Source organism: Pseudomonas sp. B21-023 (genome assembly GCF_024749165.1).
Classification (GTDB): domain Bacteria; phylum Pseudomonadota; class Gammaproteobacteria; order Pseudomonadales; family Pseudomonadaceae; genus Aquipseudomonas.
In genome coordinates this window covers 2930856-2945139 of the sequence record NZ_CP087190.1, presented here as the reverse complement: position 1 = coordinate 2945139, position 14284 = coordinate 2930856, and the positions used below count along the sequence as shown (strand labels likewise).

15 protein-coding genes and 1 pseudogene are annotated in these 14284 nt (G+C 63.5%); 7 read left to right on the top strand and 9 right to left on the bottom strand.

Translation table 11 applies throughout. The annotated features are described in order from the left end of the window. Positions 1 to 986 precede the first annotated feature (986 nt). From LOY42_RS13285 to LOY42_RS13260, 6 genes are read right to left on the bottom strand one after another with little or no spacing between them, the layout of a single operon-like run. On the bottom strand, positions 987 to 2528 hold the full coding sequence (locus LOY42_RS13285) for an ABC transporter substrate-binding protein (RefSeq protein WP_258597906.1): 1542 nt from the start codon (positions 2526 to 2528) through the stop codon (positions 987 to 989). A gap of 34 nt (positions 2529 to 2562) precedes the next feature. Continuing rightward, a complete protein-coding gene (locus LOY42_RS13280) occupies positions 2563 to 3537 on the bottom strand; it encodes an ABC transporter ATP-binding protein (protein ID WP_258597905.1) in 975 nt (324 codons plus the stop codon). Then, entirely contained in the window at positions 3534 to 4520 is a 987-nt protein-coding gene (locus LOY42_RS13275) for an ABC transporter ATP-binding protein (RefSeq protein WP_258597904.1), read from the bottom strand. The genes LOY42_RS13280 and LOY42_RS13275 overlap by 4 nt, the downstream gene beginning before the upstream one ends. Beyond that, entirely contained in the window at positions 4517 to 5371 is an 855-nt protein-coding gene (locus tag LOY42_RS13270; protein ID WP_102681948.1) for an ABC transporter permease, read from the bottom strand. Before LOY42_RS13270 ends, LOY42_RS13275 begins: the two co-directional genes overlap by 4 nt. Then, positions 5368 to 6315, bottom strand: coding sequence for an ABC transporter permease (locus LOY42_RS13265; RefSeq protein WP_111532829.1), 948 nt, complete (start codon positions 6313 to 6315; stop codon positions 5368 to 5370). The genes LOY42_RS13270 and LOY42_RS13265 overlap by 4 nt, the downstream gene beginning before the upstream one ends. 3 nt (positions 6316 to 6318) lie before the next feature. Next, positions 6319 to 7209, bottom strand: a complete 891-nt coding sequence (locus LOY42_RS13260) for a proline iminopeptidase-family hydrolase (protein WP_258597903.1) — start codon at positions 7207 to 7209, stop codon at positions 6319 to 6321. A gap of 171 nt (positions 7210 to 7380) precedes the next feature. Between LOY42_RS13260 and LOY42_RS13255 the strand changes: the two genes are divergently transcribed. The 4 genes from LOY42_RS13255 (at position 7381) to LOY42_RS13240 (ending at position 10403) form a co-directional block, all read left to right on the top strand. Next, positions 7381 to 8142: a LuxR family transcriptional regulator gene (locus LOY42_RS13255; protein ID WP_102681950.1), complete on the top strand. Its 762-nt coding sequence runs from the start codon at positions 7381 to 7383 to the stop codon at positions 8140 to 8142. Between the two features lie 99 nt (positions 8143 to 8241). Continuing rightward, positions 8242 to 9141 carry a proline iminopeptidase-family hydrolase gene (locus LOY42_RS13250; RefSeq protein WP_198754148.1) on the top strand — a complete coding sequence of 300 codons (900 nt, stop codon included), beginning with the start codon at positions 8242 to 8244 and terminating at the stop codon, positions 9139 to 9141. A 175-nt stretch (positions 9142 to 9316) separates the two neighbouring features. Continuing rightward, entirely contained in the window at positions 9317 to 9739 is a 423-nt protein-coding gene (locus tag LOY42_RS13245; protein ID WP_198754149.1) for a hypothetical protein, read from the top strand. 52 nt (positions 9740 to 9791) lie between these two features. Next, a complete protein-coding gene (locus tag LOY42_RS13240; RefSeq protein ID WP_198754150.1) occupies positions 9792 to 10403 on the top strand; it encodes a dTMP kinase in 612 nt (203 codons plus the stop codon). On the opposite strand, the gene LOY42_RS13235 is transcribed toward LOY42_RS13240, so the two are convergent. After that, positions 10400 to 10966, bottom strand: a complete 567-nt coding sequence (locus LOY42_RS13235) for a GNAT family N-acetyltransferase (protein WP_198754151.1) — start codon at positions 10964 to 10966, stop codon at positions 10400 to 10402. The genes LOY42_RS13240 and LOY42_RS13235 overlap by 4 nt on opposite strands. A 156-nt stretch (positions 10967 to 11122) precedes the next feature. On the opposite strand from LOY42_RS13235, the gene LOY42_RS13230 reads away from it, so the two are divergent. Beyond that, on the top strand, positions 11123 to 11977 hold the full coding sequence (locus tag LOY42_RS13230) for a helix-turn-helix transcriptional regulator (protein ID WP_258601095.1): 855 nt from the start codon (positions 11123 to 11125) through the stop codon (positions 11975 to 11977). 34 nt (positions 11978 to 12011) lie between these two features. Here LOY42_RS13230 and LOY42_RS13225 read toward each other — a convergent pair whose 3' ends face one another. Further along, positions 12012 to 12449 (bottom strand): GNAT family N-acetyltransferase, encoded by a 438-nt coding sequence (locus LOY42_RS13225; RefSeq protein WP_258601093.1) that lies wholly within the window; start codon positions 12447 to 12449, stop codon positions 12012 to 12014. Positions 12450 to 12586: 137 nt separating this feature from the next. Between LOY42_RS13225 and LOY42_RS13220 the strand changes: the two are divergent. Next, positions 12587 to 12849, top strand: a pseudogene (locus LOY42_RS13220) (putative quinol monooxygenase). 12 nt (positions 12850 to 12861) lie between these two features. Here the strand turns inward: LOY42_RS13220 and LOY42_RS13215 are convergent. Then, positions 12862 to 13632: an SDR family NAD(P)-dependent oxidoreductase gene (locus tag LOY42_RS13215; RefSeq protein WP_258601091.1), complete on the bottom strand. Its 771-nt coding sequence runs from the start codon at positions 13630 to 13632 to the stop codon at positions 12862 to 12864. Positions 13633 to 13744: 112 nt separating this feature from the next. Between LOY42_RS13215 and LOY42_RS13210 the strand changes: the two genes are divergently transcribed. Beyond that, the gene (locus LOY42_RS13210) at positions 13745 to 14284 is read left to right on the top strand and encodes a chalcone isomerase family protein (protein ID WP_258601089.1); all 540 of its coding nucleotides are present in this window, start codon (positions 13745 to 13747) and stop codon (positions 14282 to 14284) included.

Genomic DNA, 14284 nt, shown 5'->3' with positions numbered 1-14284 from the left:
GTGAAGCCCGGCTGCCGGGTCGAAGGCGAGGGCGCGATACTGGCACTGGAGCGCGGCGACTACCTGCAGGCCTTCGACTTGCTGTACCGCAGCCAGGACATCTACTGGCAGGATACGGCCAACGTGGCCGACCGCGTGCTGACCCTGGACGAGCTCAAGGGCTATGTCGACGCCCATGTGCCGGCGGCGCCAGCGCCCAAGGTGGAAGAGGGCGGCTATGCACCGCGGCCGGTGGCGACGCAGCTGCGTGAGTTGCTGGGCCGCCGCCTGCTGCGCGAAGGCCGTTACGATGAGGCGCCCGGTTACTTCGCCACGGCGCAGTTGCAGGCCGACGCCAAGGCCTACGGCCAGCACCGCCAGGAGGCCGTCTCGCGCTGGACGCCCACGGGCCGCGCCGAGGCGCTGTTTGCCGCGGCCACCATGGCACGCGGCGCCGGCATGGAGATCCTCGGCTACGAAATGGCGCCGGACTATGCCTGGCTGGGCGGCAGCTTCAGCCTGGGCAGTGCCACCCTGCAGCCCGGGCCGTTCATCGGTGCCGGCGAGGTGCAGCGCCAGTTGGCGACCGAGGCCAAGCCAGACCAACGCTACCACTATCGTTATGTCGCCGCCGACCTGGCCAACCAGGCTGCGGACCAGTTGCCGCGCAGCAGCCAGGCCTTCGCCGCGGTGCTGTGCACGGCGGCGGGCTGGGTGCCGGGCACCGATCAGGAAAGCGCGCTGTACAAGCGTTATGTCCAGCAGGGGCCGTTTGTGCAGTGGGCAGAGGATTTCGGCAACCAGTGCGAAGCGCCCCGCTTCGACCAGGCCAACAAACGCTACGTGGCAGAGAAGCTGGATGCCGCGCGGGCGGCATTGCGGCCGTACAAGGCGCAGGTGCTACCGGTGGGGTTGGTGGTGTTGGCGGGGGGGGCTGGATGTGGTTGCGGCGGCGCAAGGCCAAGGTGTGAAAGGAAAAGGGGCGGCCATCAGCCGCCCCCTGACCTTCACTTCTGTGCAGTCTTCACCCCTGCATCCTGCTTTACCGTTTCCTCAAGCGTGAAACGGCCCAACGGGTTCTGCAGGAAGTTCTGGATATTGCTGCGCGAGATGTTGATGTACGGGCTGTAGTACAGGTCGATCCAGTGCACGTCCTGCTTGGCGAGCTTCTGCAGGTCCTGGTACATCTGCTTGCGCTTGACCGGGTCGGTTTCCACCCGGGCCGCGGCCACCAGCTCCTTGACCTTGTCGTTGTGGTAGCGGGTCATGTAGTTCTGGTTGGTGTCGTGGCCAAGCACGAAGGTGGTCTTCTGGTCCGGGTCGAGCACGTCGTTGGTCCAGTACATCACCGACAGGTCGTAGTCGCCGTCGACCAGCATCTGCCAGCTCTGGGTCGGGTCTACTTTCTGCAGGTTGGCGGTAATGCCGACATCGGCCAGCTGCTTTTGCACCAGCACGGCGATCTGCTCGTCGGCCTCGTTGCCGGCGTTGACCACGTAGTTGACCTTGAGCCCCTCGGCACCAGCCTTCTTCAGCAGTTCACGGGCCTTGGCCGGGTCGAACGGGCGTTGCGGGTTGTTGGCATTGTGGTACAGCGCACCCTTGGGGATGTACGAGTAGGCCGCCTCGCCATGGCCGAAGGTCACGGTTTCCACCAGCGCCTTCTTGTCGATCGCCAGGTCGATGGCCTCGCGCACCTCGACCTTGCCCAGCAGGCCTTTCTCATGGTTGATGAGCAGGTGGTCCTCGCGGGTCGACGGGTCGATGTGGATGGTCAGGCTCTTGTCTTTCTGCAGCGCGTCGACGCGGGAGAATGGCACGAAGATCGCCGAGTCCAGCTCGCCGGCCTGGACCTTGAGCATGCGCGTGTTGTCATCGGGGATGGAGATCCATTCCACGCCGTCCAGGCTGACCTTGTCGGCTTCCCAGAAGTAGGGGTTCTTTTCCAGGACCACACGGTCGCCGCGCAGCCATTCCTTGACCTTGAACGCGCCGGAGGTCACCGGCTCCTGGGCGTAGGCCTCTTCGCCGATGGCGTCCATGGCCTTTTTCGACAGGATCGACACGTTGGCGGTGGCCAGCTGGGCGAGGAACGGCACCGACTTGTTCTTCAGGGTCACCACCAGGGTGCGGTCATCCGGCGCCTCGGCCTTGTCGATGATCTTGTAGGAGTCGGCCCACAGCGAGCCGGGGTTGTCGCGGATGCGCAGCAGGGAGAACGCCGCATCGCTGGCAGTCAGCGGCGAGCCGTCGGAGAACTTGGCGTCGCGAACCTTGAAGGTGTAGGTCAGGCCGTCGTCGGAGACCTTCCAGCTTTCGGCCAGGCCCGGCAGCAGCTTGGTGCCGCTGTTATCGACACGCACCAGCACGTCGTAGACGTTGGCGAAGACCCAGCTGTCGCGGTTCTGCGCGCTCTTGATCGGGTCGAAGGTGGTGCTCTCCTCGCGGCAGCCGATGGTCAGCACGCCGGCGGCCTGGGCCATGCCGCCGGCCAGGGTGCTGGCAGCCAGCACGGCGGCGGTGAGTAACTTCAATGCGGTGGGTTTCATGCTCAAGCTCCGTTTGATGGTCATGTGGGGTGGGTCAACACGGCAGTCGCGGGTGGACGCAGGCATGGTGCCGGTTGCCCTCTGCGTGGCTGGGGGGAATGTCTGCGCCGCACTGGGGCAGCGCGTGTCGGCAACGTGGGTGAAAGGCGCAGCCGGACGGCGGCTGCAGCGGGCTCGGCGGCTCGCCGGCCAGCGGGTGCTGCGGCAGGCGCCGGGCCGGGTCGATGTCGGCGATGGACTGTACCAGCGCGGTGGTGTAGGGATGGCGCGGGTCGTCGAAGACCTCGGCCACCGGGCCTTCCTCGACGATCCGCCCCAGGTACATCACCGCCACCCGGTCGCACAGGTGGCGTACCACGCCCAGGTCGTGGGTGATGAACAGCAGGGCCAGGCCCATGCGCTGGCGCAGTTCCAGCAGCAGGTTGATGATCTGCCCCTGGATCGACACGTCGAGGGCGGCAACGCACTCGTCGGCGACGATCAGCCTCGGCTCGACCGCCAGCGCCCGGGCGATGCCGACCCGCTGGCACTGGCCGCCACTGAGCGAACCGGGCTTGCGCTCGGCGAGTTCCGCGCGCAGGCCGACCAGGCCGAGCAGTTCGGCGACCCGGGCGGGGATCTGCGCGGCGGGCACCTTGCGCTGCACCTGCAGCACCTCGGCGAGGATCTGGCCGATGCGCTGGCGTGGATTGAGCGCGCTGTACGGGTCCTGGAAGATCATCGCGGTCTCGCGGCGCAGGCGCTCGATATCCACGCGGTTGCCCTGGTGCATGTCGCTGCCGTCGAACAGCACCTGGCCGCTGCTGGCCGGGGTCAGCTGCAGGATGGCCCGGGCCAGGGTGCTCTTGCCGCAGCCCGACTCGCCCACCAGGCCCAGGGCCTCGCCGGCGGCGAGGCTCAGTGAAGCGCCGTTGACGGCGTTGACCTTGCGTGGACGCAGGTTCAACAGGCCGCCGCCCGGGGCGGGGAACTGCACATGCAGGTCGTTGACCTGCAACAGCGTGGTCATGACAGGCCTCCGGCCAGCAGCGGGGTATAGCAGGCCAGACGATGCCCGGGGCCGATCACGCGCAGTTCCGGCAATTGTGCCCGGCAGTCAGGCGTAGCCTGGGGGCAGCGCGGCTCGAATCGGCACCCTGCGGGTAGGGCGTCGAGCAGCGGCGGTTGCCCGGCAATGGTGTTCATCAGCCCCGTGTGCCGCCGCGCCGCGGGGTGGCAGGCCAGCAGCCCGGCGCTGTAGGGATGGCGCGGCTGGCTGAGCAGGGCCTGCTTGGCGCCATGTTCACACAGGCGCCCGGCATACATCACGGCGATACTGTCGCAGGTCTGCGCCACCACACCCAGGTCATGGCTGATCAGGATCATCGACAGGCCGCGGCGGTCGCGCAGCTCCAGCAGCAGCCGCAGGATCTGCGCCTGCACGGTCACATCCAGCGCCGTGGTCGGTTCGTCGGCGATCAGCACCTTGGGGTTGCAGCCCAGGGCCACGGCGATCATCGCCCGTTGCCGCATGCCGCCGGAGAACTCGTGGGGATAGCTGTCGACCCGGGTTTTCGGGTCGGGGATGCCGACCTGGCGCAGCACCTCGATGGCCTCGGCCCGTGCCTCGCGACGCGAGGCGCCCTGGTGCAGGCGGATGCCTTCGGCGATCTGCGCGCCGATGCGCATGAGTGGGTCGAGGTGGCTGCTGGGGTTCTGGAAGATCATGCCCAGCTCGCGGCCGCGCATACGGCGCATGCCGGCTTCGTCCAGGCGCAGCAGGTCGTTGCTGGCCAGGCGCACGGCCTGGCCTTCGAGGCGCAGGTTCGGTGACGGCAGCAGGCGCATCAGGGCACGACAGGCCAGGGTCTTGCCCGAACCGCTTTCGCCCACCAGGCCGAGGATCTCACCCTCGCCGAGGTCGAAGGACAGGCGATCGACCAGGGTGATATCGCGTTGGCCGGCGCGGGCGATGACGCTCAGTTCGCGAACCTGAAGCAGGGCAGTGCTCATGTGCGGTCTCCCAGAAGCTCGGCGACGCCGTCGGCCAGCAGGCTGAAGCCCATGGCCAGGGTCACCACCGCCAGGCCCGGGAAGGTGCAGATCCACCAGGCGCTGGTGATGAAACTCTGCCCCTCGGCCACCATGGTGCCCCACTCCGGGGTGGGCGGCTGCACGCCAAGGCCCAGGTAGCTGACGGCCGCGCCATTGAGCAGCACCAGCACCGCGTCCGACATGCAGAACACCACCGAACCGAACAGGGCGTTGGGCAGCAGGTGGCCGAACAGCACACGTCGGTGGCTGAACCCCAGGCTCCTGGCCGCCAGGGCGAAATCGCCTTGCTTGAGCACCAGGATCTGCGAGCGGATCAACCGCGCATATGACACCCAGCCGACCAGGGCCATGGCGATGTAGAAGCTGCCCAGGCCCGGGCCGAGGATGGCCATGATCGCCAGCATCAGCACCAGGAACGGGAAGGCCAGGACGATATCGACCAGGCGCATGCAGACGTTGTCCAGCAAACCGCCGACATAGCCGGAAACCGCGCCGATGCAGGTGCCGAGCAGGAACGGGAAGATCACCCCGATCAGCGCCATCTGCAGGTCGATGCGCGCGCCCCAGATCACTCGCGAAAGGATGTCGCGACCAAAGTTGTCGGTGCCGAAGGGGTGGGCCAGGCTGGGCGCGGCCAGCCGCAGGTCGGCATCCTGTGCCAGCGGGTCGAAGGGTGCTATCCACGGCGCGCACAGGGCCAGCAGGCACCAGCCGAGGACGATCGCCAGGCCGCAGTACAGCGTCAGGCGGCCATTGCCCAAGTGCCAGGCCAGGCGCCAGCGCAGCGCCAGTGCGGGGCTCTGGCTCATTGGATGTTCACCCGCGGGTCGAGGGCGGTGGTCACCACGTCGGCGATGAAGTTCACCGCCACCGTGGCGCAGGCCAGTACCATGGCCACGCCCTGGACCACCATATAGTCGCGGGTGAAGATGCCGCGCACCAGCAGCTGGCCGACGCCGGGCAGCGAGAACAGGCTCTCGATCACTACGGTGCCGCTGATCAGCCAGCCGATGTTGACCGCCAGCAGGTTGATAGTGGGCAGCATGGCGTTGGGCAGAACGTGTCGGCGCAGAATCGCGCCTTCGCCCAGGCCGCGGGCGCGTGCGGCAGTGACGTGGTCGGCCTGCAGCTCAAGGAGAATGCTCGCGCGCAGGTTGCGCACCAGCACCGCCGAGAGCGCCAGGGCGATGGTCAGGCACGGCAATACCAGGTGGTGCAGTTTGTCTGGCCAGGTGCGGCCATAGCCGGACACCGGGAACAGTCCCCAGTGCACGCTGAACAGCAGGATCAGCATCAGCCCCAGCCAGAAGGCCGGCAGGCCGAGCCCGGCGGTGGTGAACAGACGGATCAGGTTATCGGTCCAGCCGCCCTTGTGGCGGGCGGCGAGGGTGGCCAGCGGCACGGCGATCAGCAACGCCAGCAGCACGCTGCCCAGCACCAGCAACAAGGTGGGCTCGATGCGCCCGGCGATCAGGGGCAGGGCATCGACCTTGTACAGCAATGACTTGCCCAGGTCGCCGTTGAGCAGGTTCTTCAGGAAGTACAGGTACTGCACCCAGATCGGCTCATCGAGGCCGAACTGGGCGCGAATCTTCGCGATCGCGTCCGGCGTGCTGCGCGCGCCGAGCAGTACCCGCGCCGGGTCGCCGGGGATCGAGCGCACCAGCACGAAGGTGATGATGCTGATGCCCAGCAGCACCGGCAGCAACTGCAACGGGCGAACAAGGACGAACCGGTAACGTGCCAGGTTCATCGATCAACCCCGGTTGCGCTGCAGGAAGTCCAGCAACACCGGGAAATAGGCCTGGGGCTCTTCGTAGAACGGCATGTGGCTGCTATTAGGGAACACGTGCAGCTCGGCGCGGCCGTGCAGGGCCAGGTTCATGCGCATGGCGCAGGCGGGGGTCAGTTCGTCGTGCTGGCCGGTGGTGATCAGCACCGGCATGCGGAACTCGCCCATCTGTTCTAGGCGATTCCAGTCCTTGAGGTTGCCGATATAAAGGAACTCGTTGGGGCCCTGCATGGTGCTGTACGGGCCCATGTTCCAGTCGCCCAACGAGCGCTGGATCGGTGCGGGCCACTGCTCGAGGCGGCAGACATGGCGGTAGTTGAGCAGGGTGATGGCCGCCTGGTACTGGGGATGGTCGAGGGTGCCCAGGGCCTCGTGGCGCTGCATCATCGCCACGGTCTCGCTGCCCAGCGCGCCGCGCAGGCGTTCAAGCTCGGTGATCAGGTGCGGAATGTCGCCGACGGTGTTTTCGAGAATCAGACTTTTCAGCGACTGCGGGTGATAAATGGCGTACTCGATTGCCAGCCAGCCGCCCCAGGAATGCCCAAGCATGTGCACGCGCCCCAGATCCAGGGCCTGGCGCACGCGTTCGACCTCGGCCACGTAGCGGGTGATGTTCCACAGGCTGTCGTCTTCCGGGCGGTCGGAGGCGCCGGTGCCGAGCTGGTCGAAGGCGACCACGCGGATACCCTTGTCCTTGAGCCAGGCATGGGCGTCGCGCAGGTAGTCGCAAGGCAGCCCCGGCCCGCCATTGAGGCACAGCAGCACCTCGTCACCTTCGCCAAAGCTGTACACCACGACGTTGTGGCCATCGACCTCTACATCGAACCGCTGGTCAGGTTGCATCTCACGCCACATCGCTACTCTCCTGTTGGCCATGGCTTGGGGCTATAACTAGCGCAGGAGAATTCGTCGCCTACAAGCTAGTGTTTCCTATAGGTTTTGTATGGCAGTCCCGCGCCAAGCCGTGGCATTCTACGTGCCGGACTTCAAGTTGGAAATCCACAAGGAACACAGGGAGTGTCAGGTATGCAGGCCAAGGTGGCTGAACTCAATTCGCGTCTGGCGTCAGGCAGCAGCCTGGACGAACAGATGGACAGCGTCGCCGACCTGGCGGCGCAACTGGGCTTCGACGCCCTGGTGTATGACTACAGCCCGGTACCGCTGGACCACACCGGCGAGCTGATCACCCCGTCCGTGGTCAGGCTGCGCCAGACCCCGAAGGACTGGCAGGACCTGTGGTGCTCCGAAGGCTTCTACCAGATCGACCCGGTACAGCAGGTGGCCGTGTCCTCCATCGCACCCTTCGTCTGGTCGTACCTGCCCAAGGGCGAGACCGTCCTGCAGCGCTTGATCGACAGGCGCCATGCCCCGGTGGTCGGCTACTTGCACGATGCGCAACTGACCTGCGGGGTAACCGTACCCATCCACCTGCCGCGCGGCGGCCTGGCGACCCTGACCGGCCTGCGCCCCCAGGCCAGCCAGCGCGACCTGGACGACGCCCGGGAACACCTTGCCGATTTCAGCCTGATCGCCCATGCCCTGCAGGAAGCCGCATATCCCTTGCTGGCCAAGGAATCCGCCACCCGCGCCATCCGCCTGACCCGTCGCGAGGCCGAGTGCCTGCGCTGGGCCGCCGAGGGCCTGACGGCGGGGGAGATCGCCGACAAGCTCAACCGCTCGCTGGCGACGATTTCCCTGCACCTGACCTCGGCCATGCACAAGCTGGGGGCCAAGAACCGCGTCCAGGCGGTCGCCCGGGCGGTGCATTACCGCCTGCTCGACCCGTGAAAGGTGCAAAAAAAACCGAAAACCTAGTGAACTCTCTAGTTATGCCGCGTTGCGCGCAGGGTTATCGTGTGTTCCATGATTCACATGGAGCCGGATGAAATGGAACTCACCCAATCGCGTGAAGGTTTTGCCCCCTTTGGCGACTACCAGACCTGGTACCGCGTCACCGGCGACCTGGCCTGTGGCCGCACCCCGCTGGTCATCCTGCACGGCGGCCCGGGCTGCACCTACGACTATGTCGATGCCTATAAAGATGTCGCCGCTGGTGGCTACCCGGTCATCCACTACGACCAACTGGGCAACGGCCGTTCGACCCACCTGCCGCAGATGCCGCCGTCGTTCTGGACGGTGAAGCTGTTCCTGGATGAGCTCGACAACCTGCTCGAGCACCTGGGCATCAGCGAGCGCTACGCACTGCTGGGCCAGTCCTGGGGCGGCATGCTCGCCAGCGAACACGCGGTGCGTCAGCCCAGGGGCTTGCGCTGCCTGGTGATCGCCAACTCGCCGGCCGACATGCGCACCTGGGTGCGCGAGGCCAACCGCCTGCGCGAGGAACTGCCCGAGGACGTCCAGGAAACCCTGCTGCGCCACGAAGCCGTGGGCGACTACACCGCAGCCGACTACATCGCCGCTACCCAGGTGTTCTACGACCGCCACGTGTGCCGGCTCAAGCCCTGGCCGGAAGAGGTGGCACGCACTTTTGCCCAGGTGGAGGCCGATCCGACCGTGTACCACGCGATGACCGGGCCCAACGAATTTCACATCATCGGCAGTACCAAGGACTGGACCATCGTCGATCGCCTGCCGCGGATCAACGTGCCGAGCCTGCTGATCTCCGGGCGCTACGACGAGGCGACGCCGCTGGTGGTCAAGCCGTACCTGGACCTGATCCCCGGTATCCGCTGGGCGTTGTTCGAGAACTCCAGCCACATGCCGCATGTGGAAGAACGGGTGGCGTGCATGGGCACGGTGGTCAAGTTCCTCGACGAGAGTCTGTAGCTTCAACGGCCGTCCGCCGGCCGACAGTTTCCCTTCCTCAGGCCTGTCCGGGTTCAACCTGGCGGGCCTGAGTTTTATCTCCTCCAGGTTACGAGCACCAGCACGTTCCCACGCGGTGATTAACAACCCAACGCCCCAGCGCTATCCTTAACCCAGTTCCCCAAGGAACCTCACCATGCGCCGGCTGCTACTGCTGTTACTGATCACCGCCATCCCAGGCTGCCAAACCCCACTGCCAGCCGCCAACCCGCAGATGGCCTGGGTCGATCTGTCGCTGCCATTCCCCAATGACCGCGTCCTGCTGGCCGAACGCCTGGACAAACAACGCCTGGATGAAGGCCGTTTCTTCCAGGTCAGCCCCGGCAGCCACGAACTGATCGTGCGCTTCGACTATGAAACGAACGGTGGGGGAGGCATGAGCATGCTTGGTGGCACCACCGTCCGCCAATGCTACCTCACCCTCGAATACGCCCATTTCCAGGCTGGTCAGCGCTATGTGCTGGAAGCCCGCTCCATGGCCCTGACACCCGAGGCGAGGCTGTACAATGCCGCCCGGGAAATCGTCGCAGAGGTCAGTGAGTTCTACTGCCTGATGTGACCGAGCCCGGTTCATTGACTGTTCGTGAAGGAATTCAACCGTTGTGTGAAGCATGAGTCGTTCGCTGTTCATTTCCCTGGATGGCCCCAAGGGCACCGGCAAGACCACGCTCCTGGAAGCCGTCACGCAAGCGCTGAGGGCGGAAAACAGGAAGGTGATCCGCATCAGCGAGAAGAAAAGCGATCCCTACCGGGGCGAAACCATGGTCCTGGTCAACCAGTTCGTCAGGAAACCCTGCCGGGACCTGGAGATGAAGGTTTGTGAGCGCCTGGCGGACAGCCGTGCCTGGATTTCCCGGCACGTGCTGGCCAAGCAGCCGACGGACAGCATCATCCTGATCGATCGCTGGTACCCGTCCGATGCGGCGTTTCGCCGGTTGGTGCCGTTTGCCGAGATCCTGCGGTTGAACATCGAACGCAACGTGCGGGTGCCGGACCTGCATGTGGGCGTTGTCACCGACCCTGAAGTCTCGTGGAGGAGGGCAGCGGCGCGGTCGCGAGGATTGAGCAGCACTGTGATGCACGCGCTGGAGGAGCATGTCGCTTGCACCCAAGCGTTCGAGCGAGTGGTTGCCGATCAAGGGTGGGTTTTATGTCGCAACGAAGGAACCCTTGAAGAGGCAACGCAGGCGTTGGTATCAGAGATCCGTAGCCTGTTTGATTAACCTGCTCGACAAGTGCCTTCTTTCGTATGCTCGAGCCACTGCTCATAGGTAATGCGGCTGATGTGTTCTGTCCGGTAGTCCTGGAGGAACGGGTTGTACTTGTTCTCTTCAGTATGGTGATGGCGGAAACCACACTTCGACTGCGCGACAAAGGACTGGCTGTTGTTGGCAAAGTAACCACACCACAGCGCTTTGAGCTTCAGGGTTTCGAAGGCGTGTCGCATCACTTCCCGCACAGCTTCGGGAATCAGGCCCTGGCCCCAGTACGGTACCCCGATCCAGTAGGCGATTTCGCCTTCCTGGGCACTGATTTCGAAGTTGCTATCGCCACCGATAAGGATACCGACGCACCCTACCGCACGGCGATTTTCCCTCAACTCGACGGCATAGACCTCAGGGTGATTGAAGACCGTGCGAATGATCTCGGCACTGTTTTCCACACTGGTGTGCCGGGGCCAGCCGGCGATGGGACCGACTCGCTGGTCCTTGGCGAATTCGTATAGATCCGCAGCGTCGGTGTCTCGCCAAGGGCGCAGCAGCAGTCGGGTTGTTTCCAGGCTCATCTCATGTCCTCAGTTGGCTGATCAGGTGGGGAACAGGGTAGGGAGGAAGACAGGTTCGGTATACATCAGTACCTCGGTGATTTCGGTACTTTTCGAAACTAGATGACCAATGGGTGATAAGATTCATCCCGTTTCAGGTCCTGGCATCTAGAGGCTATGCAGCATATTCCACAACTTTTTACTGCTGACGACCCACCGCGCATGGGTGATACCACCCTGACCGAAGGGCTGGGAGTGCCACTCTCCTTCGGCCACACCTATCTGACGCTGCTGGTCTGCCTGTCCGGGAGCGCCCGCTTCACGCTCAACTTCAAGGAACATGTGGTCCGGCGCGGTGATGTGCTGCTGCTGGCCGAAGACACCATTGCCTTGCTCAAACGTCGCTCACGCGGATTCAAGGTATTTTTTTGCCTGATGCCAAAGGGTTTCGCTGCGGAGGTCGCCTACCAACTGCCCAACCCCCTGTTCATCTTCTTGCATGAACATCCACATTGCGTCCCGGACAGTGACGACAGGCCGTTGATAGAAGGATGGCTGGCGCAGATGCGGGATATCGTGAAGTGCTGCCCGACTTACCGGCACGTCATGCTGCGCAACCAACTGCAGAACCTTTTCCTGAAAATTGCCGAGCAGCTTCCAGCTACATACAAAGGCAGCAAGGCGTTCAGCCGCAAGGAAATGCTCAGTTGGCAATTTTGGGACTTGATCGGCAAGCACTGCACCAGGCACCGGGATGTGAAGTTCTATGCCGACGCGCTGAGCATTACGCCGTTCTACCTGTCACAGTTGACCAAAGCGTTTTTCAACGACACCGCCAAAGGCCTGATAGATCGGCAGGTGACCCAGGAAATCAAGGCGCTGCTTTCCTACAGCAATCTGGCGATCGGCCAGATCGCCGACGAGCTGAACTTTGTCGATGCCTCCTACCTGTGCCGCTACTTCAAGCGGCAAACCGGTGTTTCGCTTTCTCGCTATCGCCTCCAAGGGCAGAAGGAAGCGGGGCAGGCGTGAACCGCTTTTCGATAAACAAAGGCGTCTCGGTTGATTAAAGCCTGATGAGCGCCAGCATGTCTTCGCCGTCTGGGGCCATGCCGACCTCTTCGAAGCCAAAGCTGGAATAAAATCTTTTCGCCACGGGATTACCAGGGTTGTAGCAGATTTCAATTTCTTCCAGGCCAGGGGTTCGCTTGATTTCTTGAAGTGCCAGGCCTAGTGCTATCCTGCCGATGGATTTTTGTTGGTGCTTCTTGTCAACCATAAACCGCCAGATGGATATTTTATGGGGTGACGCCTGAACCCACATGAAAAAGCCAACAGGCTCATCGTTGGCGTAAATGGCCCGTACGGAGTATTCAGGGTTGTACGCAGCCTCCACCAGTGACCAGGTATTGCTGGCCACATAGTCTTCTTGCTCGTCTGTGACTTCCAATTCGCAAACGGCTTCATAGTTGTGCTTTGCTATTGTGGCGAGTGATATTTTCACAAAGGCTCTCTGGATCTCAATGGTTTCGAGGGTACTGAAGTACTGCTAACTTCCCGATTAGAGTATTGGAGGTTAACTGGCCGATACCCTCAAGAACTTGTTTGTAAAAGATTGTCCGGTCCGGATATACCGCTGCCATACGCAAGGCCAAGCCAGGCCAGCCGCCGGCACTTTAAAGAGGCCTGGCGAACCGACCCGGGCTGAGGGCGGCAACCGAAACTACATGTTGTTCGAGCGCAACGATTAGCCCAGGACGTTTTACATGCGTGAAGCGTTCGACCCTCGACAGGCTCTGGACACCCACCTGGCCACCGAACACTTTCTTCGTTTTGCCGAGCAGGCTGACGCGTTGTTGGTGGAGCCGTTGCAACTGATCTTCCTTGACCCGCTCCACCGCTGACAAGCCTGCGAGTCACCAGGGAATTGGCCTGCCGTCCCAGGCCCAGAAGGTACCGGTCTGTGATGGTCCATGCCGGCCGATGAGTTCGAGGATGCAACGGGCGGCAAACGCTGGCGAGAACAGTTTGTCGATTGGAACATTGCCCTGGAAGGGTCGCGAGAGCTGGGTGTCGGTGGTCCCGGGGTGCAGGGCAAGGACTGTTGAAGCGGGATTGAGCCGCTTGAGTTCGATGCTGGCCGTGCGCAACAGCTGGTTGAGCGCAGCCTTGCTCGCGCGATAGCTGTACCACCCGCCGAGGTGGTTGTCTCCGATCGAGCCGACCCGGGCCGACAGGGCGGCGAAGGTGACCGGTTGCTGGCGCAGCAATGGCAGCAGGTGCTTGAGCAGCAGGACAGGGGCAAAGCAGTTGGTGACGAAGCTGGCCTGCAACCCTGCCATGTCCAGTTGCGCCAGCGACTTCTCGGCGCGTGCCGGGGGGGCGTGGAGCAGGCCAAGGGTACTTAAGACCAGGTTCAGTTGCGCACAGCTGACCCGGACTTGCGCTGCCAGTGCTTGCAACGCCTGTTCATTCCGAGCATCGCAGTCGATGCGCATCAACCTGCGGCCATGGGTCAGGGCCAGAGCATCGAGCGGCGTGCTGCAATTTGCCTGGCGCGACACGGCGATTAGCAGGCCCACGTCTTCGCGTGCCAGCAGTTGTTCGCACAGGGCAAGGCCGATGCCTTGGCTGGCGCCGCAGACCAGCACGTTTGCGGGGCTGTGGAGGTTGGTGATGAGGCTCATTCGAGGTACTCCCCTGGCATGGATCGAGCTGCCCTAATTTCTATACAGCATTGGAATTTATCTGTACAAAAATCTAATCTTGTACAGAATTTGTTTTCTGTACAGGTTTATCATGACCTTCGCTCTACGATTAGCCTGCTTCTGTCTGCTGTTGATCTCGCTCGCCTCGATCGGCGCGGATTGGCGAGCCACGCTGCCGGCGGCTCAACGGCTGGGTGAAGGCGAGTTCACCTGGTTCGGCCTGCGCCTGTACAGCGCCCGCTTGTGGGCAGAAGGCCCGCTGCTGGACTGGGGTCGACCGTTCGCCCTGGAGCTTGCTTACCACCGGTCGTTGTCCCGGGACACCCTGGTCAAGGCCAGCATTGAGGAGATGCGTCGCCTTGGCGCCGGCAGCGTCACGGCACAGCAACTCGACGCCTGGACCGGGGAAATGCAAGCGGCATTCGTGGATGTGCGTCCCGGTATGCGCATCACGGGGGTGTACCTCCCGCAAGCAGGTTGCCGCTTCTACGTCGATGGCCGGCTGCGCCGTGAAGTGGCCGATGTGGCTTTTGCCCGGGCGTTCTTCGCCATCTGGCTGGATCCGCGCGCCCGGGATCCACAACTGCGCCAGCGCCTGCTCGGCCTGGACGGCAACGATCGAGGACAATGA